The organism is Methylobacterium cerastii, from assembly GCF_022179125.1.
GTDB classification, from domain to species: domain Bacteria; phylum Pseudomonadota; class Alphaproteobacteria; order Rhizobiales; family Beijerinckiaceae; genus Methylobacterium; species Methylobacterium cerastii.
Window position 1 is genome coordinate 90,956 of record NZ_BPQG01000032.1, and the last position, 25,660, is coordinate 116,615.

Here is a 25,660-nt window from a genome sequence, read left to right on the forward strand (position 1 = left end):
GGTTGCCCCAGCGTCCAAGCATCGGTCGTTTTGCGCATGACCGGCTACGTGCTGCGCCGGCTGCTGCAGGCGATCCCGACGCTGTTCGTGGTGATTGCGCTGAGCTTCTTCCTGATGCGGCTCGCGCCCGGCGGGCCGTTCGACCTGGAGCGGCCGTTGGCGCCTGCGGCCATGGACAACCTGCGCCGGGTCTACGGGCTCGACCAGCCGCTGGCGGTGCAGTTCGGGCGCTACCTCGCGGCCCTGGTCCGGGGCGATCTCGGGCCGTCCTTCTCCTTCCGCGACATGAGCGTCGCCGACCTGTTCGCCCGCGGCCTGCCGGTGTCGATGATCCTCGGCGGCTTGGCGCTTGCCGTCTCGCTCGCGCTCGGCGTCGGCCTCGGCGCGTGGGCGGCGTACCGTCGCGGCGGATGGGTCGACCGTTTGGTCGGGGCGGCCGCCTCGCTCGGCCTGTCGGTGCCGGGCTTCGTCGTCGCGCCGCTGCTGCAGATCGCCTTCGGCCTCTCGCTGCGCTGGCTGCCGGTGAGCGGCTGGGAGGGGGGCGCGCCCTCGCACCTGATCCTGCCGGTGATCACCCTGGCGCTGCCGCAGGCCGGAGGCATCGCCCGGCTCACCCGGGCGTCGATGGCGGAGGCGTTGCGCGCCCAGCACGTGCGGACCATGCGCAGCCTCGGCCTGCCGCCCTGGCGCATCGCCCGGCACGCCCTGCGCGGCGCGCTGCTGCCCGTCGTCGCGATCCTCGGGCCGCTCTCGGCCAGCCTGCTCACCGGCTCGGTGGTGGTCGAGACCATCTTCGGCCTGCCCGGGATCGGCCGCTACTTCGTCGAGGGGGCCTTGAACCGCGACTACACCCTGGTGATGGGGACGGTGGTGCTGGTGGCGGTGCTCGTCGTCGTCCTGAACCTCGTCGCCGACCTCGTCTCGGCGTGGCTCGACCCGCGCCTGCGGCTGCACGCGTGAGCGCGCCGCCCAAGTCGCCGACGCGCCGCGCGATCCTGCGCCTGTCGCGCGACCGTGGCGCGATGACGGCGCTCGCCGTGCTCGCCCTGATGACGCTCGCCTGCCTGGTCGGCCCGCTGCTCACCGGCCATGCGCCCGCGCGGACCTACCCGGACCTGCGCCAGCTTCCCCCCGGCCTCGCGGCCCAACCCGACGCGGATCGTCTGCGGCCCACGCTCGATCGCCTCGCCTTCCGTATCCGCGCGACGGTGGCGGAGGCCGAGAGGACGGGCGACACGCTCCGCCTCGTCCTGGCCTCGGACGCAACGATCGACCCGCGCGGCCTCGTCTACCTGCCGCGCTCAGACCTGTTCGGCGCCCCCCGCGTCGTCGCCAGCGAGGACGACGGGCGGCGCCTCACCGTCGCGGTGCCAGTGCGGAGGCTCCACTTCCTCCTCGGCACCGACGTGCATGGGCGCGACCTCCTCAGCCGCAGCCTCGTGGCCGGCCGCGTCTCGCTGCTGATCGGGCTCACCGCGACGCTGGTCGCGCTTGGCGTCGGCATCCTCTACGGCGCCGTCTCGGGGTTCGCCGGAGGGGCCGTCGACGCCGCGATGATGCGGGTGGTCGACATCCTCTACGCCCTGCCGTTCGTGTTCTTCGTGATCGTGCTGGTGGTGTTCTTCCGCGCGAGCCTCGCCCTGATCCTGGTGGCGATCGGCGCCGTGGAATGGCTCGACATGGCCCGCATCGTCCGCGCCCAGACCCTGGCGCTGCGCCGCCGCGACTTCGTCCGCGCCGCCGAGGCGCTCGGCCTGTCGTCCGCCGCGATCCTGCGGCGGCACATCGTGCCGAACACCCTCGGGCCGGTGACGGTCGCCGCCACCTTGCTGGTGCCGCGGGTGATCCTCCTGGAGAGCTTCCTGTCGTTCCTCGGCCTCGGCGTGCAGGAGCCGGCGACGAGCTGGGGCGTGCTGATCGCGGAAGGCGCGCGCAGCCTCGAATCCGCGCCGCACATGCTCGCCGGGCCGGCGGCGTTCCTGGTTGCGACCCTCGTGGCCCTCAACGTGCTCGGCGACGGGCTGGCCGCCGCGCTCGATCCGCGGGCGGAGGCCTGATCGCGCGGCCTGATTGCGAGGCGTGGCCTCACCGTATCTCGGTATAGGCCGGGTAGACCTGCCGAACCCGGCGCCGCTCCTCAGGGATCGGCATCGCCGGGCGCACCCGCGCCTGCGCCGCCGCCGGCAGGACGATGTTGGTCTCGGCCGGGCGCAGGCGCCAGCGGTCGGAGCCCGACATCGTCACCGGCTGCCGGTCCCGGGCCAGCGTCGCGTCGGCCCCGTGGGTCGGCACGACGGCGAGGCCGGCGAGCGCCGCCGTCGCCAGGATGCCCAGCCGCAGGCAGGGCCCGAGGCGGCGGGCCTGGGAGCGTGCATGAGAGCGGGGGTGGGACGGAGCACGGAACCGCGACGGGGAGCGGACTGTCTTGCGAACGTCGAGGCGAGGCTTCATGGGAGGCATCCACGGTGATGCCGTCATCAAAGCCCGCAACGATGAAAGCTCAGCCGAACCTTTCGCTGGTCTCCGCCGTTCTGAACAGGCGTCTCGAGTCAAGGTAAACACAGTCATGGCGACCAAAGTCGAGACCGCGTCGGGCAAGACGACGCCCGAGCGCGCCCCCATGGGCACGATCGTCGACACCGACATCTCCGCACGACTGGACCGCCTGCCCTGGGGCCGGTTCCACGTCCTCGTCATCGTGGCGCTCGGCATCACCTGGGTGCTCGACGGGCTGGAGGTGACGCTGGCCGGCGCGCTCGTCGGCGCGTTGCGCAAGGCGCCGATGAGCTTCACCGAGTTCGATGTGGGGCTGGCCGCCTCCTCCTACCTGGTCGGCGCGGTTACGGGGGCGCTCGGCTTCGGCTGGCTGACCGACCGCATCGGCCGCAAGAAGCTGTTCTTCATCACGCTGGCCCTCTACCTCGCGGCGACCGCGGCCACGGGCCTGTCGTGGAACGTCTACTCGTTCTGCATCTTCCGCTTCCTCACCGGCGCCGGCATCGGCGGCGAGTACACCGCGATCAACTCGACGATCCAGGAGCTCGTGCCGGCACGCGTCCGCGGCTGGACCGACCTCGTGATCAACGGGTCGTTCTGGATCGGCGCCGCGCTCGGCTCCTTCCTCTCGATCGTGCTCCTGAAGCCCGAGGTGATCGACCCGGCCTGGGGCTGGCGCGTCGCGTTCTTCACCGGCGGCGCCATCGGCCTCGTGATCCTGCTGCTCCGCACCTGGATCCCCGAGAGCCCGCGCTGGCTCGCGACCCACGGCTACACCGCCGAGGCCGACCGGGTGGTCTCCGGCATCGAGAAGCGCTTCACCGACGAGGGCCACACCCTGCCGCCGGTGGACGAGGGCAAGCGGATGAAGCTGCGCACCCGCGACCACACCCCGCTCTCGGAGGTGTTCGGGACGATGTTCGGCACCTCGCGCAAGCAGACCGTCGTCGGGCTCGCGCTGATGATCGCGCAGGCGTTCTTCTACAACGCGTTGTTCTTCACCTACGCCCTGGTGCTGGAGCGGTTCTACGGCGTGCCCGGCGGCAGCGTCGGCTGGTACCTGCTGCCGTTCGCCCTCGGCTCCTTCCTCGGGCCGCTGCTCCTCGGGCGCCTTTTCGACACGGTCGGCCGCCGGCCGATGATCGCCTTCACCTACGGCATCTCGGCGGTGCTGCTCGCGGGCGCCGGATACCTGTTCAAGATCGAGGTGTTCGGGGCCTGGGCGCAGACCGGCGTGTGGATGGTGGTGTTCTTCTTCGCCTCCGCCGCGGCGAGCGCCGCCTACCTCACCGTCGCCGAGACCTTCCCTCTGGAGATCCGGGCCCTGGCCATCGCCGGCTTCTACGCCATCGGCACCGGCATCGGCGGCGTCTCGGGGCCGCTCCTGTTCGGCTCGCTCGTGGAGACCGGCTCCCGCGAGGCGGTCTTCGGCGGCTATCTCGTCGGGGCCGCGCTGATGGCGGTCGCGGCCATCGTCGGCGGCCTCTTCGGCACGGCAGCCGAGGGACGCTCGCTGGAGGACGTGTCGAAGCCGCTCGCGGCGGCCTGACGGTCCTGTTGCGATGCCATCGCGCGTGGCGCTGGGGTCAGGCCCCCCGGCGCCACACCTGGCCGTGATAGACGAAGGTCTCGCCCTCGCTCGCCAAGGCCGCGAGGCCGGTGAAGGCGGGGTCGTGGACGGTGATGACGCTGGTCGGGATCGCCCGCATCATCGCGGAGAACGGCGCCTTGCGCTCGAACGCCGCGCGGAAGCCGCCTTGCTGCAGGAGCTTGACGATCCGCGGGGCGATGCCGCCGCCGACGTAGACGCCGCCGGTGGCCAGGAAGGTCAACGCGAGGTCGCCGCAGACCCGGCCGAGCAGGCGCCCGAACAGCTCCAACGCTTCCGCCGCATGCGGGTCGGAGGCGTCGAGGCCCGCCTGGGTCACCGCCGCCGGCTCGATCTTCTCCGCCGGCACGCCTGTCCGGACGTGGCGCACGGCGGCGTGCAGGCGGGCGAGGCCAGGGCCTGAGAGCACCGTCTCGACGGTGACCCGGTCCTCGACCCGCTCCAGGGCGTGCCAGACCTTCTCCTCGAAGGCGTCCGAGGGGCCGAGGTCGGTGTGGCCGGCCTCCGTGGAGACGATCGCGAGGCGGTCCGAATACGGGACCAGGGCCGCGGCGCCGAAGCCGGTGCCCGGCCCGAGCACCACGCGGGCGCCGCCCGGCTCGTGCCCGACCGGCCCCACCAGAGTGAGGTCGTGCGGCGCGATGCCCGCTGCGCCGGCCGCGACCGGCACGTAGTCGTTGACCACCACGGAGGTCTCGAGGTCGAAGTCGGCGCCGATCTTGGCGCCCTCGATCACCCAGTGGGCGTTGGTGAGCTGCACCTTCGGGCCGTCGACCCGGCCGGCGATGGCGAGGATCGCCGAGCGCGGCGCCGGCCCGCCCGCGTGCTTGCCCCCTTGCCCGTCCTTGGCCAGGGCCGCGCGGATGGCGCTCGACGGATCGGGGTGGCCCGCCGTCGCCTCGTGCGAGAGCAGGCGCGGCGCCGCGCCCTTCGACTCGACCACCCCGAAGCGGGCGTTCGTGCCGCCGATGTCGCCGACGAGGACCGGAAACGCGAACATGCGGTACCCTTTCCCGATCGACGCGGGGCCGTCCCGGCCGACGCGTCGCTGCCTATCCGAGGGAGTCGCCGGCGCGGCTCAGGCCGCCGGCAGCGCGTCCAGATCGATGGTCCCGCCCGCCGCCCAGCCGCCTAGCAAGGCCCGCACCGCGTCCGGGCCGGGCAGGCGCCGTTCTGCCGCGGTCTCGCCCGGTCCGATCCGGATGCCGAGGCCGCCATACGCCGCGACGCTGGCGAAGGCGATCTCGTCGGTGCGGTCGTCGCCGAGGAACACCGCGCGGCGGCCGGCATAGGGGGCGTTCTCGAGGAAGGCGCGGATCGCGTGCGCCTTGGTGGCCGAGGCCGGCACGATCTCGCCGACCGCCTTGCCGAGCTGGAGCCGGTAGCCGCCCGCCAGCTCGGCGGCGATCGCGGTGACCGCCTCCTCCGCCCGCTCGGCGTCCGCCGGCGTCGCCAGACGCCAGTGCACGGCGACCGAGGCGCCCTTGTCCTCGATCAGCACCGCGTCGAGGTCGGCGACCATGGCCCGGAGCCGGGGCATCCGCGCACGCAGCTCCGGATGGTCGTCCGGGCTGCCGCCGGTGAGGACGCCGTCGACCCGGCGCTCGACCCCGTGCAGGCCGGCGACGTCGAAGGCGGCGGGCGCGAGGAAGGCGTCGATCACCGAGACCGGGCGACCGGTGACGATCGCCAGCGCCCCGTCCAGCCGCGCATGGAGCGCCTGCAGCATCGGCACCAGGTCCGGCTCGACGCGAACGAGGTCGGGCCGTGGCGCGATCTCGACCAGCGTGCCGTCGAAATCGAGGAAGAGGGCGATCGGTGTGTCCAACGTCGGCGCTCCAATGTCCGTTCGGGGCTAGCATGTCGCGCGCCTGCGGCAAACGCATTGTCGCGCCGCCCTATCTCTCGGGGACGACGAACGGAGGACGACGCGATGCATCCGACCCCAGCCCCGACGAAGCCCGGCGAGGAGAGCGTTTGGGATTATCCCCGCCCGCCCCGGCTCGAACCGGTCGCCGCGACCCTGAAGGTCGTGCTGGCCGGCCGTACCATCGCCGAGACGCGGGCGGGCTTCCGCGTGCTGGAGACCAGCCATCCGCCGACCTACTACTTCCCGCCGGGCGACGTCGCCGCGGGCGTGCTCGGGCCGGCGCGCCGGGCCGGGATCTGCGAGTGGAAGGGACGCGCCGTGCTGTTCGACGTTCTGGCAGGCGGCGCGACGACCCCTGGCGCGACGACCCCTGGCGCGACGATCCCGGGAGCAGCTTGGGCCTATCCCGATCCGACGCCGGGCTTCCGTGCGATCGCGGGCTACGTCGCCTTCTATGCCGGCCCGATGGAGGCCTGCTTCGTCGGCGGCGTCCGCGCGGAGCCGCAGCCGGGCGGGTTCTACGGCGGTTGGATCACCCCCGGCGTCGTCGGCCCGTTCAAGGGCGGCCCGGGAAGCATGGGTTGGTGAGCCGTTGCAGCGGTCCTGAGAGCTGTACCGCCGCGCGGCGACCGCTACATCGGGCGTCGGGAGCCGAGGGGCGCATAAGGATTATGACATGAGCGATGCGATCGACGGCAGGCCGCATGAGGTGGGCGTGGACCCCGGCCGCCTGGAGCGGATCGACGGCTGGATGCGAGACCTCGTCGCGCAGGGCAAGCTCGCCGGGCTGTCGGTGAGCGTGGCGCGGCGCGGGCGCACGGTGTTCCGGCGCGCCCACGGCTTCGCCGACCTCGCCCGCAAGACGCCGTTCACCACGGATACTGTGACGCGCATCTACTCGATGACGAAGCCGCTGACCTCGGTCGCGGTGATGCAGCTCTACGAGGAGGGCCGCTTCCAGCTCGACGACCCGGTCTCGCGCTTCCTGCCGGAATTCTCCGAGATGCGGGTCGCGACCGGCGGCAACCGCGCCAAGCTCGAGACCGAGCCGGCCCGCCGCCCGATCACCATCCGCGACCTGCTCACCCATACCGGCGGCCTGACCTACGGCTTCATGGAATCGACCCTGGTCGACGCACTCTACCGCCAGCAGGGCGCCGACTTCCTGCGGCCGGATGCGAGCCTCGCCGAGGTGGTGGCCACCGTGGCGAAGCTCCCACTGCTGTCGCAGCCGGGGGAAGCCTGGAACTACAGCGTCTCGACGGACGTGCTCGGCCACCTCGTGGCCGTCGTCTCGGGGCGCGACTTCGCGGATTACCTGCGCGAGGCCGTGATCGCGCCGCTCGGCATGGTCGACACCGACTTCTTCGTGCGTCCCGAGAACCTCGGTCGGTTCGCGGCGAACTACGTCTACGATCGCAGCCGCACGCTCACGCTCTACGACGACGCGGTCGAGACCACCTTCGCCAAGCCGCCGGCGATCGCGGGCGGCGGCGGCGGCCTCGTCTCGACGGCGTCGGACTACATGCGCTTCTGCCGGTTCATCTTGAACAGGGGCGAACTCGACGGCGTGCGCCTGCTCGGACGCAAGACGGTCGAGCTGATGACCATGAACCACCTGCCCGGCGACCTCGCGGCAATCGGTACGCCGCGGTTCGCCGAATCGTCCTACCACGGTATCGGCTTCGGGCTCGGCTTCTCGGTGATGCTCGATCCGGCCAAGGCCCAGATCGTCGGCACGCCCGGCGAGGTCGCCTGGGGCGGCATGGCCTCGACCGCGTTCTGGATCGACCCGGCCGAGGACCTCGCCGTGGTGCTGCTGACGCAGCTCGTCCCGTCCTCGGCGCTGCCGATCCGCAAGGAACTGCGGGTGCTGACCTACGCCGCTTTGGTCGATTGAGACCTGATCACGTGATCCGCGGTCGCCTTCTATCCGATCGCGCCGCCGAGGCGCGATCGGTTTAGGCCATGGACTATTCGGCGGCGGGGGCGGCCGTGGTGCCGGCCGGGGCCGGCTTCGCGCCGGGCTTCGGCGCGGGGGGCTTGGCCGCGTTCGCGCCGGTCGCGGCGGGCTTGCCGGCCATGTATTCCGGATCGGTGCGCGGGCCGCCCGGGCCGTTGGTCGGCCCGGTCATCTGGCCGGCGACCACGTCGGTCACGCGGTTCCAGGTTTGCGACTTGCACAGGAACGCGATCAGGCAGCCGCGGACGGTGAGTTCCTCCGGCGTGTCGGACCAGATCGTCACGTCGTAGGACTTGCCGTCCTCGGAATTGTAGATCTTGCCCTCGTAGTGGGCGTCGGCGTTCGGCTTCAGCCCCATGATGAGCTGGTGGCCGAGCGAGGCGCGGGCCTGCTTGCTCGCGTCGGGGTTCTTGAAGTCGACCCGCGGCTGGCCCTTGTCGTTGAGCGGCACCTTCAGCCACACGACGTAGCCGCACAGGCTCTTGTTGCTCGGGCCGCACTTCTCCACCCGGATGCGGGCGCGCCCGTCCTCGGTGAGCCACGTGCCGCTCGGGTCCGCAGGCGTCGCCGCATGGGCGACGCCAGTCAGCATCGCCAGCGCCATCGCACGTCCGGCCCAGGCGCCGATTCCCGCGCCGATCCGTCGAACCGTCATACCCATTACTCCTTGCCGCGCGCCGGCTGCGTGGCCTTGGCCCGTCGGCGTGCACGATCTCTCAGGCCCGCCAATCCGCTCCGAACATGACGGGATCATGGCCGTGCGGCGGCTCGCAGGGGACGCGCGGCCGATGACGGGGGCGGCCCGGACGGCTAAGCCTGCCGTCCATGATCGTTCGCCCGCGCCCCAACCTCTTCGCCATCCTGTTCACCCTGCGTGGCTCGATCCTGCCGCGGGTGGCGCTGAAGGTCCTCGGGCTGACGGCCTTCGCCGCCCTGGTGGTCGCCGTCGAGCAGCGCGTCCCGGAGAAATTCCCGGTGACGGCGGGGATCGGGCCCTTCACCCTGATCGGGCTGGCGCTGTCGATCTTCCTGAGCTTCCGCAACAACGCCTGCTACGAGCGCTGGTGGGAGGCCCGGAAGGCCTGGGGGGCGCTCATCGTCGAGGTGCGCGGCTTGAGCCGGACCCTGGTCGCGCTGCTGCCCGGCGACGCGCGCGCCGGCCTTCGCCGGTCGAGCCTGCGCCGGGTCGTCGGCTTCGGCCACGGCCTGCACGCGCGTCTGCGCGGCCTCGACGAGGCGGCGGCCGTCGCGCCCTGGCTGCCGCCGGCCGAGGCTGCGCGGCTGCGCGCCTGCCCGAGCCCGACCGATGCGGTGCTGGCCGGCCTGACCCGCGACCTCGCGGACGCGTATCGCGACGGGCACCTCACCGACGTGCTGTTCGGCCTCCTCGAGCGCAAGGTCTCGGACCTGTCGGCGATCCACACCGCCTGCGAGCGCATCCACGGCACGCCCCTGCCCTTCGCCTACACGCTGCTGCTCTACCGCACGGCGTGGCTCTACTGCCTGCTGCTGCCGTTCGGCCTGTCGGCCTCGCTCGGCTGGGCGACGCCAGTCGCGACCATGCTGGTGGCCTACACCTTCTTCGGCCTCGACGCGCTCGGCGACGAACTCGAGGAGCCCTTCGGCCTCGAGGCGAACGACCTGCCCCTCGACGCGATGCTGCGCACGGCCGAGCGCACGGTGCTCGACGCCCTCGGCGAGCCGCTGCCGCCCGCGATGGAGCCGGTGCGCTACCGGCTGGACTGAGCGGGCGGGACCTTCGCACGCGGCGTTCGGCGTCCATTTTTTCGCGAAGTTGCGCGGTCACGCCCGCGTCGGGGCCGTGTCCGGTCCGGGGCCGGGACGCCGCTGCATCAGCACGGTGCCGAGCCAGCGCCCGTGCTTGTGGCCGACGTTGTCCAGCACGCCGACATGCGCGAAGCCCAGGGCCACATGGAGGGCGGCCGACGTCTCCGAGCCCGGATCGGTGATCACCGCCACCATCGCCCGCGCGTCGATCGCCTCGCAGGCCGCGATCAGGGCCGTCAGGAGGGCGCGGCCGATCCCGAGCCCGCGCGCGGCCTCGGCGACGTAGACCGAATCCTCCACCGTCGAGCGGTAGGCCGCCCGCGCGCGGTACGGGCCGGCATAGGCGTATCCGCGAACGACGCCGTCCTGCTCGGCGACGAGGTAGGGGAAGCCGTCCGCGACCAGCGCCGACCGGCGGCGCGCCATCTCGGCCTCCGTCGGCGGCTCGACCTCGAAGCTCGCCGTGCCGTTCAGGACGGCGTCGGCGTAGATCCGGGTGATCGCGGGAATGTCGGCCTCCACGGCCGGCCGTAGGTTCGGCGTCATCGCTCCGCTCACGCAAAGAAGGGGCCGGCGCGCATGCGCCGGCCCCTCTGCCGTTAACCGTGCGGCGGCCGATCGAGGACCGCCCGTGGCTTACTCGGCCGCGGTCATCTCGGCGGTGAAGTGGCCGCACCAATCCTGAGAGGCCACCACCGGCCACAGGCCCTTCGACTCGGGAGCCGGCTGGCTGACCGGCGGGTTGAAGCGGCACAGGCCCTGGTCGCCGGCGGCGGAGGCGCCGTTGGTCTTGTGGTCGTCGAAGAAGCGGCAGCTGTCGCAGGAGGCGTTGGTCGAGGTCATGGGGTCACTCCGGTTCTGGCGTCTGTCGCGAGCCTTGGAAACCGTCGCCGGCCCCGTTGCCCGTCCGCAGTTCTTAATTAGAACAGCTCCAATGAAGCGTCAACCGGTCGGCGGGCGCGTTGTTCCCGCGCTCGCTGCGATCTGCGGAAACCGATCGCGGCATGGCGCCTGCTGGCCGGTAACGGACTGAGCGCGGAAACGCCGGTCGTTGCGGCCCGCCTGTCACCCGCTGCCGGTCCGTGGGCGGCGAGCGTCATCGACTCGCCATGGGCCCTCCCCTAACGTCCGCGGCGGAACCGGCGCCGGTGCCGGTTGGGAGGGTCCCGCCCATGGTGCTGGAAACCGAATCGGCCCTGGAATCGGCCACTGCGCTGGCCACGAGCGAGGCGAAATCCGCCCGCACCGACCTCATCGAGGCGGCGGCCTCGGTCGTCGGCGGGCGCGGCGGCCCGGGCGGCTTCGTCCGCGACCTGTTCGGGCGGGTGCCGCCGGAGGATCTGGCGCCCTACCCGGCCGAGGCGCTGGCCGACCTCGCGATCGCCGCCCGCGACCATCTCGCGATGCCCCGCGCCACCGGGTCGGCGGCGAACCTGCGCCTCGTCGACGTGGCTTTGCCCGCCCTCGGGCGCACCCGCGAGCTGACCGTCGTCGAGGTCGTCAACGACAACCGGCCCTACCTGCTCGATTCGACCCTGGCCGAGCTGACCGAGCAGGGCCTGACGCCCCACCTCGTCGCCCACCCGATCCTCGGCGTCGAGCGGGATGGGGCGGGCGCCCTGCTCCGCGTCGTCGGCGAGACCACGGCGGACGCCCACGGCGCGCTGCTGCGCGAGAGCTTCATCCACATCCACCTCGACCGGCTCGATGCCGGCGAGGCGCGCGAACGCCTCGAAGCCGGCCTCGCTCAGGTCTTCCGGGACGTGGCCCTCGTCACGGACGACAACGACGCGATGCTGGCGCGGCTGGCGGAGCTCGCCGAGGGCTACGGCCGCAACCCCCCGCCCCTGCCGGAGGGCGAGGTCGCCGAGGCGCGGGCCTTCCTCGAATGGCTGCGCGACGGCCACTTCACCCTGCTCGGCATGCGCGAACACGCGCTGCCCGGCGAGGCCGCCACCGAGGCCGAGAGCCTCGGCATCCTGCGCGATCCCGGCCTCGCGGTGCTGCGCCGCGGCCGGGCGCTGGTCGACATGACGCCGGAGATCGTGGCCTTCCTCGAAGAGCCGCACGCGCTGATCATCACCAAGTCGAGCCTCAAGGCCCGCGTCCACCGGGCGGCGCATCTCGACTACGTCGCGGTGAAGCTCTTCTCCACCACCGGCAAGCTCACCGGCGAGGTCCGCATCGTCGGGCTGTTCACCGCGGCCGCCTACACCGCGCTCGCCCGCGAGGTGCCGTATCTCCGCGGCAAGGTTGCGGCCGTGGTGGAAAAGGCCGGCCTCGACCCGACGAGCCATGCGGGCCGAGCGCTGCTCGCGGTGCTCGAGACCTACCCGCGCGACGACCTGTTCCAGATCGACGTGGACCGGCTGTTCCGCTTCACCCTCGCCATCGCCAACCTCGCCGACCGGCCGCGCATCCGCGTCCTGTCCCGGACCGACCGGTTCGGGCGCTTCGTCTCGCTCCTCGTCTACGTGCCGAAGGACCGCTACGATTCGGTCGTGCGGGCCCGCATCGGCGCCTACCTGGCGCAGGAGCACGGCGGCCGGCTCTCGGCGACCTATCCCGATCTGCCCGAGGGGCCGCTGGCGCGCATCCACTACGTGGTCGGCTTCTCGGAGGCCGGCGCGCCGGAGCGCGACCCGTCGGCGCTCGAAGCCGGGATCGCCGCCTTGGTGCGGACCTGGGGCGACGCGCTCCGCGCCGCCCTCGGCGACGCCATGGGCGGCTCGGAGGCGCGGACGCTGGCCGCCCGCTACGGCGAGGGCTTCTCGGCGGCGTACCGCGAAAACTTCTCCGCCGAGGTCGCCATCGGCGACATCGCCATCCTCGAATCGCTCTCCGAGGAACGACCGCGCGCGGTCGCCATCGACCGCCGCGACACCGACCCGGCGGCGCAGGTGCGCCTCAAGGTGTTCTCGCGCGGGGCGTCGCTGCCGCTGTCGGACCGGGTGCCCGGCCTGGAGAACCTCGGCTTCCGCGTGATCAACGAGCGGACCTACAGCGTTTCGGCGGTCGGCGCCGACACCAGGGTCTGGCTGCACGACATGCTGCTGGAGCGCGCCACCGGCGCGGCGATCGAGATCGGCCCGCTCGAGGCGCCGCTGGAGGCGGCGATGCTCGCCATCGCCGCGGGCCAAGCCGAATCCGACGGCTACAACCGCCTCGTGCTGGAGGCCGGCCTCGCCTGGCGCGACGTGGCTTTGCTGCGGGCGCTCGGCCGCTACCTGCGCCAGCTCCGCGTGCGCTACGGCCAGGATTACCTCGCCGCGACCCTGAGCCAGCACCCCGGCATCGCCCGCCAGCTCGTCGCTTTGTTCTACGCCCGCTTCGACCCCGTCACCGAGGGCGACCGCCAAGCGAACGAGGCCGCCGTCCGCGAGGCCATCGAAACGGCGCTCGCCGACGTGACCAGCCTCGACGAGGACCGCATCCTGCGCCGCTTCGTCAACCTCGTGGAGGCCGCGGTCCGCACCAACTTCTTCCAGACGGCCGCCGACGGGCTCCCGCGCGAGACGATCGCCTTCAAGTTCGCCTGCGCCAAGGTGTCCGGGATGCCGCTGCCGCGGCCGTTCTTCGAGATCTTCGTCTACGCGCCCCGCGTCGAGGGCCTGCATCTGCGCTACGGCTATGTCGCCCGAGGGGGCCTGCGCTGGTCCGACCGGCCGGAGGATTTCCGCACCGAGATCCTGGGGCTGGTGAAGGCCCAGCAGGTGAAGAACGCGGTGATCGTGCCGGTGGGCGCCAAGGGCGGGTTCTTTCCCAAGCGCCTGCCGCCGGCTTCCGACCGCGCGGCGTGGCTCGCCGAAGGCACCGAGAGCTACCGCATCTTCATCCGCACGCTGCTCGAACTCACCGACAACTTCGTCAGCGAGGGCATCGCGCCGCCGGCCGACACCGTGCGGCACGATTCCGACGACGCCTACCTCGTGGTCGCCGCCGACAAGGGCACGGCGACCTTCTCCGACATCGCCAACGCGCTCTCGCTGGAGCGCGGTCACTGGCTCGGCGACGCCTTCGCCTCCGGCGGCAGCCAGGGCTACGACCACAAGGGCATGGGCATCACCGCGCGTGGCGCCTGGGAGGCGGTGAAGCGCCACTTCCGCGAGATCGACGTCGACACCCAATCCGATCCGGTGACGGTAGTCGGCGTCGGCGACATGTCGGGCGACGTGTTCGGCAACGGCATGCTGCTCTCGCGCACGCTGAAGCTGATCGCGGCCTTCGACCACCGCGACGTGTTCCTCGACCCGAACCCCGACATGGCCGGGAGCTTCGCCGAGCGGAAGCGGCTGTTCGACCTCGGCCGGTCGAGCTGGGCCGACTACGACAAGGGCCTGATCTCGGCCGGCGGCGGCGTGTTCTCGCGCGCGCTGAAGGCGATCCCGCTCTCGGCGGAGATCCAGGCGGCGCTGGGCTTCGACCGCGCCTCCGCCTCGCCGGCCGAGCTGATGCAGGCGATCCTCAAGGCGCCCGTGGACCTGCTGTGGTTCGGCGGCATCGGCACCTATGTCCGCGCCACCACCGAGACCGACGAGCAGGCCGGCGACCGGGCCAACGACGCGGTGCGCATCACCGGCCCGGAGATCCGCGCCAAGGCGGTGGGCGAAGGCGCCAACCTCGGGCTGACGCAGGCCGGGCGGATCGAGGCGGCGCGTGCCGGCGTGCGGCTCAACACCGACGCGATCGACAACTCGGCCGGCGTCAACACCTCCGACGTCGAGGTGAACATCAAGATCGCGCTGATGATCCCGGAGCGCGACGGCCGCCTCGACCCGGACGCCCGCAACGCGCTCCTCGTCGCCATGACAGACGAGGTCGCGCACCTCGTGCTGCGCAACAACGAGCTGCAGACCCTGGCCCTCACCCTCGCCCTGCACCGGGGCCTCGGCGAGACCGGTTTTGCGATGCGCACGATGCAGGGGCTGGAGGCGGAAGGCCGGCTCGACCGCGCCGTCGAGGTTCTGCCGGACGACGCGACCCTCACCGAGCGCATGCGCCGCGGCGAGGGTCTGACGCGGCCGGAATACGCGGTGCTGCTGGCCTACGCCAAGCTTTCGCTCTACGACTCGGTGCTGGCGAGCCCGGTGCCCGACGACCCGTACTTCGACCGCGAGTTGCAGCGCTACTTCCCCAAGGCGCTCCGCGAACGCTTCCCCGACGCTGTGAAGGGACACCGTCTGCGCCGCGAGATCATCGCCACCGCCCTGTCGAACATCATCGTCAACCGCGGCGGCATCTCGCTCGTCACCCGGCTGACCGACGAGACCGGGGCGGACGCGGCCACCATCGCGAAGGCCTACGCCGTGACCCGCGACGCCTTCGGCCTGATGGAGCTGAACGCGGCGATCGACGGGCTCGCCGGGCGCATCGGCGGGCAGGCGCAGGTCGGACTCTACGCCGAGGTGCAGGACCTGCTGGTCGACCGCATCGTCTGGTTCATCCGCAACCTCGACCTGACCGGCGGCATCGCTCCGCTCGTCGCGCGGTACCGCGACGGGATCGGCGCGGTGCTTGCGGCCCTTCCCGGCGTCCTCGGCGCGGACGCCAACGCCGCGATCGAGCGGCGGCGGGCGGAGCTCGTCGGGCAGGGCATGGACGACGAGCCGGCCCTGCGCCTCGCCTCGCTCCGCGCGCTGACCTCGGCGCCCGACATCGTCCGCGTCGCAGGCACCAGCGGGCGGCCGGTGGCGGAGATCGCGGCGACGCATTTCGCGCTGGAGCGGGAGTTTTCCCTGGATGCGCTGGCGGCCGCCGCCCGCGCCGCGCCGGTCTCCGACACCTTCGACCGGGTCGCCCTGGAACGGGCGGTGGCCGGCATCTCGAGCGCCCACCGCCAGCTCACGTCGGAGGTCGTGGACGACATCGGCCCTGGGCCGGAGGCGGTCGCCGCCTGGGGCAAGGCGCGCGGTCCGGCGCTGGCGCGTATCCGCGGGGCGGTCGACGCCATCGCGGCCTCGGGGCTGACGGTCTCGAAGGCCACCGTCGCCGCGAGCCTGCTCGGCGATCTCGCGCGACGCTGATCGGCCCGGTCGCAGACACGAAAAAGCCGGCCCGGCGCTTGAGCGGGACCGGCTTTTTAAGGGCCGACGGGTTGTGCGCGTAGGCTCAGAACGGGCCCATCCGCATGTCGAGCATGCGCTGGTTGTGCTCGAGCCAGAGGCGCAGCATCTGCGAGAACAGGCCGGGCTTCGGTGCAGGCTGGGTCATGGTTCGCACTCCGTAGGTGTGACGGTCGTAGGCGCCGTCCGTTCGCCCGGAAGATGCGCGTCATGGTGCATCGCAACAATGGCGTCCGTCGCACGTAACGGATGCGTCGATCGCATGGCAAGCGCTAAAAATTAACGATTTTGCGCCGGGGCATGCGAAAATTGCAGTATCTTGCAGCTCGGCTGCGAGCGTCGTTCTTCATGTCAGCCGGGATGGATCGGCGCCGGCAGCACCGACCGCGTCGGGCCCGACATCGCCGACAGCGCGAGGCCGAGCCCCAACGTCGACACCGCCGCCGCGATCAACGGCAGCTGCGCGTATCCGACGCCCGCGGTGAGTGCGACCCCGCCGAGCCAGGCGCCGGTGGCGTTGCCGAGGTTGAACGCGCCCTGGTTGAGCGTCGAGGCGAGGTTCGGCGCGTCGCTGGCGGCCTCCACCACCCAGATCTGCAGCGGCGAGACCAGGGCGAAGGCGAGCCCGCTCCACACCACCAGCGCCGCGAGCATCGCGAACTCGAAGCGGGCGACGCCGACCAGCAGCGTCAGCACGGCGATGAGGCCGAGGAAGCTTCCGATCACCGTGGCGGTGAGATTCCCGTCGGCGAGCCGTCCGCCGATCAGGTTGCCGGCGGTCAGCCCGATGCCGGCGACGAACAAGGCGCCGGTGACGCCGCGGGCGCTGAGTCCGGTCACCCCCATCAGCAACGGCGTGATGTAGGTGAAAACCGTGAAGAAGCTCACAGAGGACAAGGTCGAGACCAGCATCGGCCGAAGCACGGGCCAGCGCCCGAGCGCCCGGAACTCTCCCGCCAGCCCGCCGCGCGAGCCGGGGAGCCCGGCCGGCACGAACAGCTGGATCGCGAAGCCCGCCGCGACGCCGATCGCCACCACCGCCCAGAAGGTCGCGCGCCAGCCCGCCGCCTGGCCCAGCGCGGTGCCGAGCGGCACGCCGAGCACGTTGGCGAGCGTCAGCCCAGCGAACATCAGCGACACCGCCTGCGTCCGCTTCTCCCGCGGCACCAGGTCCCGCGCCACGATCGCGCCGATGCCGAAGAAGGCGCCGTGGGCGAAGGCGGTGGCGATGCGCGCGAGCATCAAGGTGGCGTAGGTCGGCGCGACGGCGCAGGCGACGTTGCCCATGAGGAACACCGCCATCAGGGCGAGCAGGGCGGTCTTGCGCGGCAGGCCCGCGGTGGCGATCGCCACGAGCGGCGCGCCGACCACCACGCCCATCGCGTAGCCGGAGACGAGGTAGCCGGCCTGCGGGATCGTGACGGAAAAGCTCTGCGCCACCTCCGGCAGCAAGCCCATGATCACGAATTCCGTGGTGCCGATGCCGAAGGAGGCGACGGCGAGGGCGAGGATCGGCAGCGAGGCCATTCGGAGGCTCCGTTGGCACGGGACCGGGGCGCGGGGGCCCGTCCCTCTTTGTGCGGTGCGGTATGCCCTCAACATGGCGGATCGCCCGCGGTTGCGAACCGTCGGTGATCGGGACGCAGCCCTGTCCCACGGACGGGGCTGCCAGGGGCGGCGTCGATCGGGCCGGGATAACTGCCCGGGTGCGTACACTGCCACCCCGTCGTCGTGCAGGCTGCTGATTACAGTCCTAGGCGCAACGCGCGGCGACCGGCCGTCGCGATCCTCAGAATTCGATTGGAGACGACGTGATGAAGGCTCTTATCCTGGCAGGCGCGACGCTGGCCGCCGCCGTGGTCGCGGTTCCCGCAAGCGTCGAGGCCCGCCCGTATGGCGGTGGCTGGGGCGGCCATGGCGGGTTCCGCAGCGTCGGCTTCGCCGGCTCGCGTGGCGGCTACGGTGGGTATCATGGCGGCTACGGTGGATACCGGGGCGGCTATGCCGGCAATCGTGGCGGATACGGCTACCGCGGCGGCTACGGCCGGGGCGTCGGCTACGGCATCGCCGGCGCCGGGATCGGCCTGGGCCTCGGGCTCGCGGCCGGCGCCCTGTCGGGTGGCTTCGGCGGCTACGATGACGGCAGCAGCTACGGCGGCGGGTATGGCGGCTACGGCTACGCCCCCGCCTACGGCGCGAGCTACGCACCCGTCTACAACGGGAGCTACGGCGGCTACGCGCCGGCTGCCTACGGCTATGGCAGCGGTTGCACCTGCTCGGGCTACTGAGCCGAACGGCTGAGCCGCGCGGCGGCGGGCGATTCGGGCACCCGCCGCCCAGGTATCTCAAGTACAACCCGCCTCACGGCTCGGTCAGCGGCAGGCCGCGGCTCGGCGGGCTCCAATGCAGGTCCGGCGTCGCGGCATAGAGCCGGCGGTGGGCGAGCACGGCGTAGGTGTCGGTCATGCCGGCGATGTAGTCGGCGATCCGGCGCGCGATCCGGCCCGGCGGCGCCCCATCGAGCCCCGCGCTCCATTCCTCGGGCATCCGCGTCGGGTCGGCGGAGAACGCCGCGAACAGGTCCGCGACGATGGCGTTGGCCTTCTCGCGCACCGCCATCACCTCGGGATGCCGGTACATCCGCGCGTAGAGGAAGCGCTTGATGTCGGCGTCAGCGGCCGCGATCGCGGCCGAGAACGCGATCACCGGGGCGTCGGCCGCGCGGATGTCGGCGACGCTTGCCGGGGCCAGACGATCCAGCCGCCGCCGGCTCTCCGTGATCACGTCCTCGACGAACCGGGTGATCACCCGCCGCGCGAGTTCGTGGATGGTGCGCGACGCCTCCAGGCCGGGGTGCAGGGCGGCGATCTCGTCGAGCAAGCCGCGCAGGAACGGCACCTCGCCGAGGTCGGCGAGGTCGAACAGCCCGGCGCGCAGGCCGTCGTCGAGGTCGTGGCTGTCGTAGGCGATGTCGTCGGCGAGCGCCGCCGCCTGCGCCTCCGGGCCGGCGTGGCGGGCGAGCTCCAGCGGATGCAGGGCATCGTATTCGAGGATCGCTGCCGGGATGCCTTCGCAGGCGTAGCGCGGAGTCGGGCGCCCGTCCGGGCCGAGCAGCGGGCCGTTGTGCTTGACCAGGCCCTCCAAGGTCTCCCAGGCGAGATTCAGCCCGTCGAAGCCGGCGTAGCGCCGCTCCAGCCGGGTCACGATCCGCAGGGCCTGCGCGTTGTGGTCGAAGCCGCCATGGGACGCCATGCAGGCGTCGAGCGCGTCCTCGCCGGTATGGCCGAAGCAGGTATGGCCGAGGTCGTGGGACAGCGCCAACGCCTCCGCCAGGTCCTCGTCGAGGCCGAGCGCGCGGGCGAGCGCGCGGGCGATCTGGCTGACCTCCAGGGTATGGGTCAGCCGGGTGCGGTAATGGTCGCCCTCGTGGTGCACGAAGACCTGGGTCTTGTGCTTCAGCCGGCGGAACGCGGTGGAATGCACCACGCGGTCGCGGTCGCGCTGGAAGTCGCTACGCGTCGGCGAGGCCGGCTCTGGGATCAGCCGCCCCCGGGTCGCGCCCGGGTCGGTGGCGTAGGGCGCGCGCCAGCGCTCACCGTTGGCGCGCACGGGTCCCGCCCATCTGTTCGCGATGTCCTGCCCGCATGGTCCCCTCGCGGTTCGGCGACGCACGCGTTGCGGCGCGCCGTCCTACCTCATATCTTGGTTCGATCACGCGGCAGGCAATCGCCCGCCGCGCCCAGACCCCGACGACAGCGCCGATGGCTTCCCAGATGGCCGAGATCACCCTGACCCCCCGCGCCGCCAAGCGCATCAACGAGATCATGGTCGCCGAGCCGCCGGGCGCGGCGCTCCGCGTCAGCGTGAACGGCGGCGGCTGCTCGGGCTTCTCCTACGCCTTCGACATCACCCGCGAACAGGCGGCGCAGGACGTCGCCATCGAGCGCGACGGCGCCACCGTGATCGTCGACCCGGTCTCGCTCGAGTACATGGCCGGCTCGACCATCGATTTCGTCAACGACCTGATCGGCCAATCCTTCAAGATCGAGAACCCGCAGGCCACCTCGTCCTGCGGTTGCGGCACCTCGTTCTCGCTCTGACCCCACCCGACCTCCCAACGCCGGCACCGTTGTGCCGGGACGAAAGGTGCGGGCCGGCGAGGCTTGCGACAGGGTTTGCGACGTGGCGCACCGATTGCCTCGCGCGCCGAAATGCGGGACGACGGCGCCGTCTTCTCGGTCTGGCAATCCCGGCAGCGGTCCGCACACGATGATCCCTCACCGAACGGTCCGCGCCAGCCTGCTCCGGGCGGCTCGACTCTGCTTCTGTGCCGGCCTCGTCCTCGGGGGCGCCGGTCTTGCGGCCGTCCCGGCCACGGCGCAGGAGGCGGCCTCCGCCGTCCAGGACGTCGTGCTCGTCGATGTGGCGCTGCCGCTCGGCGATACGCTGTTCAAGGCCGCCCGCGTCACGGTGAGCGGTACCCGGCTGTCGCGCGGCGACCTGACGGCGATCCTGGCACCGGACTCGGCCGAGCCGTGGGCGCCGCGCCTCGCGCGCCTGGAAGCGGCGAGCATGTCGATCCCGGTCCTCGTCTCCGAACATCCCGGTCCCGGCGGATCGCTGCAGACCGTGACCTACCGCGAGGTCACGGCGCGCGACGTGCGCGCCGGCCGCATCGCCGAGCTGACCATGGCGGGCGCCGGCGTCGCGGTCTCCGGCGCGCAAAAGGGATCGGGCACTTACGGCCGGATCGTCGCGAGCGACCTCGACCTCGCCGCGCTCGTGCGGCTCTCCTCGGAACCGGGTGACGGGAAGGGGCCGGTGCAGCGGGTCTACGCCGCGATCCGCGTCGCCGACGTGACCTACACAGAGGATTCGGGCGTCGCGATCCGGATCGCCGGGCTCGAAGGCCGCGACTTCGGCGGCCGCCAGATCCCCGGCGGGTGGAACGGCGCGATGGCCGCCCTCACCCGGGGGCTCGACGCGGTCGATCCCGAGATGAAGGCCGACGCGCGCGGCCGGCTCGCCGCCACCGCGGCGGATCTTGCCGACGCGGTCTCCTTCGGCAGCCTCGAACTGCACGGCCTCGCCATCAGCCGGACCGGGGCCGGCGCGCCGATGCTGGTCGAGGTCGGGCGCCTGGCGCATGTCGGCACCGGCGCCGAGGCCGGCACGACGCTCGAGGCGATCGCCTTCGCCCAGGGCGGGGTGAAGGCCCGGCTCGCGCGGGCGGCCCTCACCGGCGTCTCGCTCAGCCCCACCATCGCGGCCCTGCGCCGCCTCGCCGACCCGAACGCCGCCGTCACCGACGAGGCTTTGCGCCGCCTCGCCCCGGCCATCGGCGGCCTGACCTTGCAGGATTTCAGCGTCGAGTTGCCGGCCGATCCGGCTGCGGAAGCCAGGCAGACCAGCCGCAGCGCCGGTAAGCCGCCCGCCGTCGCCGGCGACCCGCTCGGCGTTCCGGCCTCGCAGGGCGCCGCGCCGATGCGACTTGTCCTGCGCAGCGGCGCCCTGACCTTCGGGCCGCTGCGCGACGGGGTGCCGACCGCAAGCCGCCTCGACCTGTCGGGCGTGACCTTCCCGGCGACGATAGTCGCCGGCGTGCCGGTGCTCGGCGCCCTGCCGGATTACGGCTATGCCGACCTCGATTTCAACCTTGTGATCGACTCGGCCTGGGACGAGGACAAGCGCGAGGTGGCGTTGCGCGAGATGACCCTGTCGGGACGCGACATCGGCTCGCTGCGGCTCGCCGGCACGATCGGCGGCATGGGGCCGGAGCTGTTCGCCTCGCACATCCCGGCGGCCAGCCTGCTGATGCTCACGGCCACCGCCAAGGCCCTCGACCTCACCGTCCAGAACACCGGCCTGTTCGAGCGCTTCCTTGCCGCCCAAGCGAAGGCCCTGAGCCTCAAGCCGGAGGAATTGCGCCAGGAATACGTGGCGGCGACCCAGTTCGGCGTGCCGGCGATGCTCGGCAACTCGCCGGCCGCCCGGGCGATCGGCAGCGCGCTCGGCCAGTTCGTGACGAAGCCCGGACGCCTGACGCTGAACGCCAAGGCGAAGAACGCGGCCGGCCTGGGCTTCGCCGATTTCGGCCTCGCCCGCACGCCGGGTGCGGTGCTCGACAAGCTCGACGTAGATGCACGAGTGGAGTGAGGTCGGGCCTTCCGGCCAGACGAAGCCTTGCTTTGGTGAAACGTCACTCGGCGATGACGCCGGGGTAGCGCCGCGCCAGGTCCTGCCGGGTTGCGTCGGCCCAGGCGCGGTCGCGGCTCGTCCGCGGGCGATCGAGCGGCACCGTGGCGACCAGGCTCGCCGGGCGCGGCGACAGCAGCAGCAGCCGGTCGGCGACGGCGATCGCCTCGGCGACGTTGTGAGTCACCATCAGCACGCTCATGCCGAGCCGGTCGACGGTGTCGACCACCAGGCCCCGCAGGGAGGCGGCGGCCGCGTCGTCGAGCGACACGAACGGCTCGTCGAGCACCAAGAGGCGCGGATCGTTCGCGAGCGCGCGGGCGAGCGCCACGCGGCGCTGCATCCCCAGCGACAGCGCGCCGGGAAACCGGTCCCGCCACGGGGTCAGCCCGAGATGCGCGAACAGCCCGTCGAGGTCGCGCGCGCGCTGCGGCCGCGGCATCGCCAGGCGCACGTTCTGCTCCACCGTCCGCCACGGCAGCAGACGCGGCTCCTGGAAGACCATGCCCGGCCCGTTCTCGGATGCGCGCGGGTCCGGCACGATGGTTCCGTCGTAGTCGGCGTCGAGCCCGAGCAGGATGCGCAGGGTCGTGGTCTTGCCCGCCCCCGACGGCCCGATCAGGCAGGCGATCTCGCCCGGCCGGATCGCGAAGGCGAGGTCGCGCACCGCCTCCACCGGCTCGACCGAATCCGGATGGTAGACCTTCCGCGCGATCGCGACCGTGAGGACCGCGTCCTCGCCGTCGCCGACGGCGGACATCTTATCGCCAGCGGCGGACATGCGCTTCGAGCCGCTGCAGGAGGAGGATGTCGATGGCGATCATCACGCTCATGAACACGATGCTGTAGCCGAGGATCGCGGCCACGTCGGTGCTCTGGACGAAGTAGTAGTTGATCGCGAAGCCCACGCCGTTGGGACGCCCGAGCAGCTCGATCACCAGCACGATCTTCCAGGCCAGCGACAGGCCGGAGCGTGCCGCGGCGACCGCGTAGGGCTGCAGCTGCGGCACGAGCACGTGGGCGACCCAGGAGCGCCGGTCGAGCCGGTAGGTCCGCGCCATCTCCTCCAGGCCGGGGTCGAGGTCGCGCGCGCCCTCCCGCAGGATGACGGCGACGTTGGGCAGCTTGTTCAGCACCACGGCGAGGATCGCGGCCGTTTCGTTCAAGCCGACCCAAACGTAGGCCAGCACGGTGATCACCAGGGCCGGCGTGTTCAGCATCGCCAGGAGCGGCGTGTCGAGGAGGGTGTTCAGGCGCTTCGAGCGCCCGAGCGCCACGCCGAGCAGGACGCCGAGCACCATCGCGAGCACGAACGAGACGCCGACCCGCGCCAGCGTGATACCCACATTGGTCCACAGGTCGCCGCGCGCCGATTCCCGGGCGATGAACGTCGCCACCGCGAGCGGCGTCGGCAGCATCCGCGAGCCGGCGACCTGCGCCGCCGCCTGCCATGCGGCGAGCAGCACCAGCATGGAGGCGAGACGGGTGAGGACGGCCCGGCGGTTCGAGTCGCTGGCGCGGATCAACCGGTCGTCCCGTCGTAGTACAGGCCCGGCGGCAGGCCGGTGCCGGTGCCGACGAGGCGCTCGCCCCCGAGCCGCGACATCACCGAGAACAGCCGCTCGCCGTCGCTGCGCTCCTCGGCCACGGGCCGGCGCGGGATGCCGGCGAGGTATTCCCGCTTCAACGCCTCGAAGATCGCGTCGTCGTCGGCCGCCATCAGCGGGCGCACGATCGTCCAGGCGGAGGGGTCGCCGGCCAGCATGTCCTTGGCCGCGCGCACGGCGCGGACGAAGCCTGCCATCGCCTCGGGCTTGTCGGTGACGGTCTTCGCCTCGAACAGGTAACCGATCAGTGCGAACGCGCCCTTCGCACCGAGCGCCCGCATCATGTCGTCGGCGCCGATCAGCCGGCGGAAGCCCTTGGCTTCGAGGCGCGCGCAGTAGGTCCAGTAGGTCAGCGCCGCATCGAGCGAGCCTTGCTCGAGCTTCAGCGCGATCAGGGGCGGCGCGCCGTAGGCGATCTCGCTCTTGGCCTCGATGTCGAAGCCGGCGGCGTCCTGCGCCTGGGCCTTGAGCAGCAGCCAGTTCTTGTCGAGGGGGCCGCCGCCGACGCCGAGGCGCTTGCCTTCGAGGTCCTTGAGGGTCTTCACCGGGCTTGCCGCGGGCACCATCACGGCGCCCTCCGAGGTCGAGGCCGGCACGTATCGCATCGCGCGGCCCTCGTTGCCGAGGCGGGCCGCCCAGAGCAGGTCGCCGACGATCACGTCGACCTGGCCGCCCATGAAGGCGATGCGCGCCGCGTCGTTGCCGGCGAGCTTCACGAGGTCGAGGTTGAAGCCGTTGGCGGCGTCGAGCCCGCGCGCCTTGATCAGCGCGGCTTCCCACGCGACCGTGCCGAAGGGCAGGCTGCCGAGGCGTACGCTCGGCGCCGCCAGCGCCCGATGCGACAGCATCGGCAGGCCGGCGAGCGCGGCGGCGAGCAATCCGCGCCGTGACAGCATCGCGCCTTCTCCCTAGAGATCGTCTCGGCCGATCTTGGCCTTGTGCCGTTCTCGGCCGGAACCGTGAGGCACCGGCGCCCGCGGAACCATTGTGCAGAGGTCTTAGGGCGCGGGGGGCGGCCCGTCCACATCCGCCTTGCGCGGTCGCGGCCGCCGGGGCAGGCTCGGGCGGGGAAAACCGATCGGGAGAGACGACCATGGCCGAACCGCGCGAAGGCGCCCTCGACGACGCGACCATCGCCGCACGGATCGCCGCCGAGATACCGGCCTGGCGTTACGAGGACGGGTGGATTCGCCGCACCTACAAGACTGCCAGCTGGAAGAGCACGCTGATGGTGATCAACACCGTCGGCCACCTCGCCGAGGCGGCGTGGCACCACCCCGACCTCACCGCCTCCTACGCCTGGGTCGAGGTGCGGCTGATGAACCATGCCGCCAAGGGCATCACCGACAAGGACTTTGCGCTGGCCCGCAAGATCGAGGAGGTCGTCTCCTGGCAGCCGGGCCTCGAAGGCGCCGGCCTGGAGGGCACGCCGACGGACCCGCGCTTCGCCTACGTGAAGTACGACAAGTAGGGCGTTCCCTAACGACACCCTCACGGCGTCGTGCGGCCTGACCGCTCGATTCCTCACGGTCGCGGGCCGATCTTGGCGGTGCGGTCCCATCCCGGGACCGCGCCAGCCCCGCGTGAGACCATGCCGAACCTCTCGACCGCCGTCGTCCCGTCGCCCGCCCGCCCGGCCGCCGCAAGACCCGGTCTCAGCTTCACCATCGGGCAGGATGTGAGCGGCTGCTGGGTCGCGCTGGAGAGCCACGGCATCGCCGGCGGGCTGTTCCGGAACCGCGACGACGCGATCCATTATGCCGGGGTCGAGATTCGCAATGGCGCCGGCGAGATCCGCTTCGCCACCGGGCCGGTCGCCTTCACGGCCGGCCGCTGAGGAGCGGCGGTCACGGGGCGTTCTTCACCCGGCGGCACTCGGTCTTGAGGTAGGAGGTCTTGCCGATCTCGTCGCGCAAATCCGTGCGGGCGATGATCTCCTGCCAGCCGTTGGTGCAGCCGAGCTCGTTCGCGACGCGGACCTTGCGCACCTCCAAGGCCTTGTCGTCGGTGCAGGCTTCCTGCGCGATCGCGTTGGCGCAGACGAGGACGACGGCGAGGAAGGTGTTCACG

Annotated in this window: 24 protein-coding genes; 12 read left to right on the plus strand and 12 right to left on the minus strand. The window is 72.1% G+C overall.

The window, feature by feature from the left end; genetic code table 11:
- Nucleotides 1-36 precede the first annotated feature (36 nt).
- Both MFF13_RS11385 and MFF13_RS11390 read left to right on the plus strand, forming a co-directional pair.
- Nucleotides 37-960, plus strand: a complete 924-nt coding sequence (locus tag MFF13_RS11385) for an ABC transporter permease (RefSeq protein ID WP_147828089.1) — start codon at nucleotides 37-39, stop codon at nucleotides 958-960.
- Nucleotides 957-2,057 carry an ABC transporter permease gene (locus tag MFF13_RS11390; RefSeq protein WP_147828090.1) on the plus strand — a complete coding sequence of 367 codons (1,101 nt, stop codon included), beginning with the start codon at nucleotides 957-959 and terminating at the stop codon, nucleotides 2,055-2,057. The genes MFF13_RS11385 and MFF13_RS11390 overlap by 4 nt, the downstream gene beginning before the upstream one ends.
- 28 nt (nucleotides 2,058-2,085) lie before the next feature.
- Here MFF13_RS11390 and MFF13_RS11395 read toward each other — a convergent pair whose 3' ends face one another.
- On the minus strand, nucleotides 2,086-2,451 hold the full coding sequence (locus MFF13_RS11395; RefSeq protein WP_238272211.1) for a hypothetical protein: 366 nt from the start codon (nucleotides 2,449-2,451) through the stop codon (nucleotides 2,086-2,088).
- Nucleotides 2,452-2,566: 115 nt separating this feature from the next.
- Between MFF13_RS11395 and MFF13_RS11400 the strand changes: the two genes are divergently transcribed.
- The gene (locus tag MFF13_RS11400; RefSeq protein ID WP_147762063.1) at nucleotides 2,567-4,045 is read left to right on the plus strand and encodes an MFS transporter; all 1,479 of its coding nucleotides are present in this window, start codon (nucleotides 2,567-2,569) and stop codon (nucleotides 4,043-4,045) included.
- Nucleotides 4,046-4,082: 37 nt separating this feature from the next.
- Here MFF13_RS11400 and MFF13_RS11405 read toward each other — a convergent pair whose 3' ends face one another.
- Both MFF13_RS11405 and otsB read right to left on the minus strand, forming a co-directional pair.
- On the minus strand, nucleotides 4,083-5,048 hold the full coding sequence (locus tag MFF13_RS11405) for a glucokinase (protein WP_373322519.1): 966 nt from the start codon (nucleotides 5,046-5,048) through the stop codon (nucleotides 4,083-4,085).
- A 135-nt stretch (nucleotides 5,049-5,183) separates the two neighbouring features.
- On the minus strand, nucleotides 5,184-5,933 hold the full coding sequence (gene otsB / locus MFF13_RS11410) for a trehalose-phosphatase (protein ID WP_147828093.1): 750 nt from the start codon (nucleotides 5,931-5,933) through the stop codon (nucleotides 5,184-5,186).
- Nucleotides 5,934-6,038: 105 nt separating this feature from the next.
- Here otsB and MFF13_RS11415 point away from each other — a divergent pair, with 105 nt between their 5' ends.
- Together MFF13_RS11415 and MFF13_RS11420 are read left to right on the plus strand one after the other, a co-directional pair.
- Nucleotides 6,039-6,563 (plus strand): DUF427 domain-containing protein, encoded by a 525-nt coding sequence (locus tag MFF13_RS11415; protein WP_147762065.1) that lies wholly within the window; start codon nucleotides 6,039-6,041, stop codon nucleotides 6,561-6,563.
- An 88-nt stretch (nucleotides 6,564-6,651) separates the two neighbouring features.
- Complete coding sequence (locus MFF13_RS11420) at nucleotides 6,652-7,875, plus strand: serine hydrolase domain-containing protein (protein ID WP_147828094.1); 1,224 nt, start codon at nucleotides 6,652-6,654, stop codon at nucleotides 7,873-7,875.
- Nucleotides 7,876-7,948: 73 nt separating this feature from the next.
- On the opposite strand, the gene MFF13_RS11425 is transcribed toward MFF13_RS11420, so the two are convergent.
- Nucleotides 7,949-8,593 carry a DUF2147 domain-containing protein gene (locus MFF13_RS11425; protein WP_147752244.1) on the minus strand — a complete coding sequence of 215 codons (645 nt, stop codon included), beginning with the start codon at nucleotides 8,591-8,593 and terminating at the stop codon, nucleotides 7,949-7,951.
- 170 nt (nucleotides 8,594-8,763) lie between these two features.
- Between MFF13_RS11425 and MFF13_RS11430 the strand changes: the two genes are divergently transcribed.
- Nucleotides 8,764-9,684: a bestrophin family protein gene (locus MFF13_RS11430; protein ID WP_147828095.1), complete on the plus strand. Its 921-nt coding sequence runs from the start codon at nucleotides 8,764-8,766 to the stop codon at nucleotides 9,682-9,684.
- A gap of 57 nt (nucleotides 9,685-9,741) precedes the next feature.
- On the opposite strand, the gene MFF13_RS11435 is transcribed toward MFF13_RS11430, so the two are convergent.
- Both MFF13_RS11435 and MFF13_RS11440 read right to left on the minus strand, forming a co-directional pair.
- Nucleotides 9,742-10,272, minus strand: a complete 531-nt coding sequence (locus MFF13_RS11435) for a GNAT family N-acetyltransferase (RefSeq protein ID WP_238272212.1) — start codon at nucleotides 10,270-10,272, stop codon at nucleotides 9,742-9,744.
- 90 nt (nucleotides 10,273-10,362) lie between these two features.
- On the minus strand, nucleotides 10,363-10,569 hold the full coding sequence (locus MFF13_RS11440; RefSeq protein WP_147751923.1) for a hypothetical protein: 207 nt from the start codon (nucleotides 10,567-10,569) through the stop codon (nucleotides 10,363-10,365).
- Between the two features lie 329 nt (nucleotides 10,570-10,898).
- Here MFF13_RS11440 and MFF13_RS11445 point away from each other — a divergent pair, with 329 nt between their 5' ends.
- Nucleotides 10,899-15,749 (plus strand): NAD-glutamate dehydrogenase, encoded by a 4,851-nt coding sequence (locus MFF13_RS11445; protein ID WP_238272213.1) that lies wholly within the window; start codon nucleotides 10,899-10,901, stop codon nucleotides 15,747-15,749.
- Nucleotides 15,750-16,139: 390 nt separating this feature from the next.
- On the opposite strand, the gene MFF13_RS11450 is transcribed toward MFF13_RS11445, so the two are convergent.
- Entirely contained in the window at nucleotides 16,140-17,315 is a 1,176-nt protein-coding gene (locus MFF13_RS11450) for an MFS transporter (RefSeq protein ID WP_147828098.1), read from the minus strand.
- Between the two features lie 287 nt (nucleotides 17,316-17,602).
- Between MFF13_RS11450 and MFF13_RS11455 the strand changes: the two genes are divergently transcribed.
- Entirely contained in the window at nucleotides 17,603-18,076 is a 474-nt protein-coding gene (locus MFF13_RS11455; RefSeq protein ID WP_147828099.1) for a hypothetical protein, read from the plus strand.
- Nucleotides 18,077-18,149: 73 nt separating this feature from the next.
- Here MFF13_RS11455 and MFF13_RS11460 read toward each other — a convergent pair whose 3' ends face one another.
- Nucleotides 18,150-19,397, minus strand: coding sequence for a deoxyguanosinetriphosphate triphosphohydrolase (locus tag MFF13_RS11460; RefSeq protein ID WP_238272214.1), 1,248 nt, complete (start codon nucleotides 19,395-19,397; stop codon nucleotides 18,150-18,152).
- 164 nt (nucleotides 19,398-19,561) lie between these two features.
- Here MFF13_RS11460 and MFF13_RS11465 point away from each other — a divergent pair, with 164 nt between their 5' ends.
- Together MFF13_RS11465 and MFF13_RS11470 are read left to right on the plus strand one after the other, a co-directional pair.
- Nucleotides 19,562-19,888: a HesB/IscA family protein gene (locus MFF13_RS11465; protein ID WP_147828129.1), complete on the plus strand. Its 327-nt coding sequence runs from the start codon at nucleotides 19,562-19,564 to the stop codon at nucleotides 19,886-19,888.
- A gap of 169 nt (nucleotides 19,889-20,057) precedes the next feature.
- Nucleotides 20,058-21,944, plus strand: a complete 1,887-nt coding sequence (locus MFF13_RS11470) for an aq_1923 C-terminal domain (protein ID WP_238272215.1) — start codon at nucleotides 20,058-20,060, stop codon at nucleotides 21,942-21,944.
- A 43-nt stretch (nucleotides 21,945-21,987) separates the two neighbouring features.
- Here the strand turns inward: MFF13_RS11470 and MFF13_RS11475 are convergent, their stop codons facing one another.
- From MFF13_RS11475 to MFF13_RS11485, 3 genes are read right to left on the minus strand one after another with little or no spacing between them, the layout of a single operon-like run.
- Nucleotides 21,988-22,764: an ABC transporter ATP-binding protein gene (locus tag MFF13_RS11475; protein WP_187273568.1), complete on the minus strand. Its 777-nt coding sequence runs from the start codon at nucleotides 22,762-22,764 to the stop codon at nucleotides 21,988-21,990.
- The gene (locus tag MFF13_RS11480; RefSeq protein ID WP_147828130.1) at nucleotides 22,745-23,455 is read right to left on the minus strand and encodes an ABC transporter permease; all 711 of its coding nucleotides are present in this window, start codon (nucleotides 23,453-23,455) and stop codon (nucleotides 22,745-22,747) included. Before MFF13_RS11480 ends, MFF13_RS11475 begins: the two co-directional genes overlap by 20 nt.
- Nucleotides 23,456-23,505: 50 nt before the next feature.
- A complete protein-coding gene (locus MFF13_RS11485) occupies nucleotides 23,506-24,486 on the minus strand; it encodes an ABC transporter substrate-binding protein (protein ID WP_147751917.1) in 981 nt (326 codons plus the stop codon).
- Nucleotides 24,487-24,683: 197 nt separating this feature from the next.
- Between MFF13_RS11485 and MFF13_RS11490 the strand changes: the two genes are divergently transcribed.
- Both MFF13_RS11490 and MFF13_RS11495 read left to right on the plus strand, forming a co-directional pair.
- Entirely contained in the window at nucleotides 24,684-25,061 is a 378-nt protein-coding gene (locus MFF13_RS11490) for a 4a-hydroxytetrahydrobiopterin dehydratase (RefSeq protein ID WP_147762074.1), read from the plus strand.
- 120 nt (nucleotides 25,062-25,181) lie between these two features.
- A complete protein-coding gene (locus MFF13_RS11495) occupies nucleotides 25,182-25,427 on the plus strand; it encodes an RAG2 PHD domain containing protein (protein WP_147828103.1) in 246 nt (81 codons plus the stop codon).
- Between the two features lie 10 nt (nucleotides 25,428-25,437).
- Here MFF13_RS11495 and MFF13_RS11500 read toward each other — a convergent pair whose 3' ends face one another.
- A complete protein-coding gene (locus MFF13_RS11500; protein WP_147815206.1) occupies nucleotides 25,438-25,659 on the minus strand; it encodes a hypothetical protein in 222 nt (73 codons plus the stop codon).
- Nucleotide 25,660 lies beyond the last annotated feature (1 nt).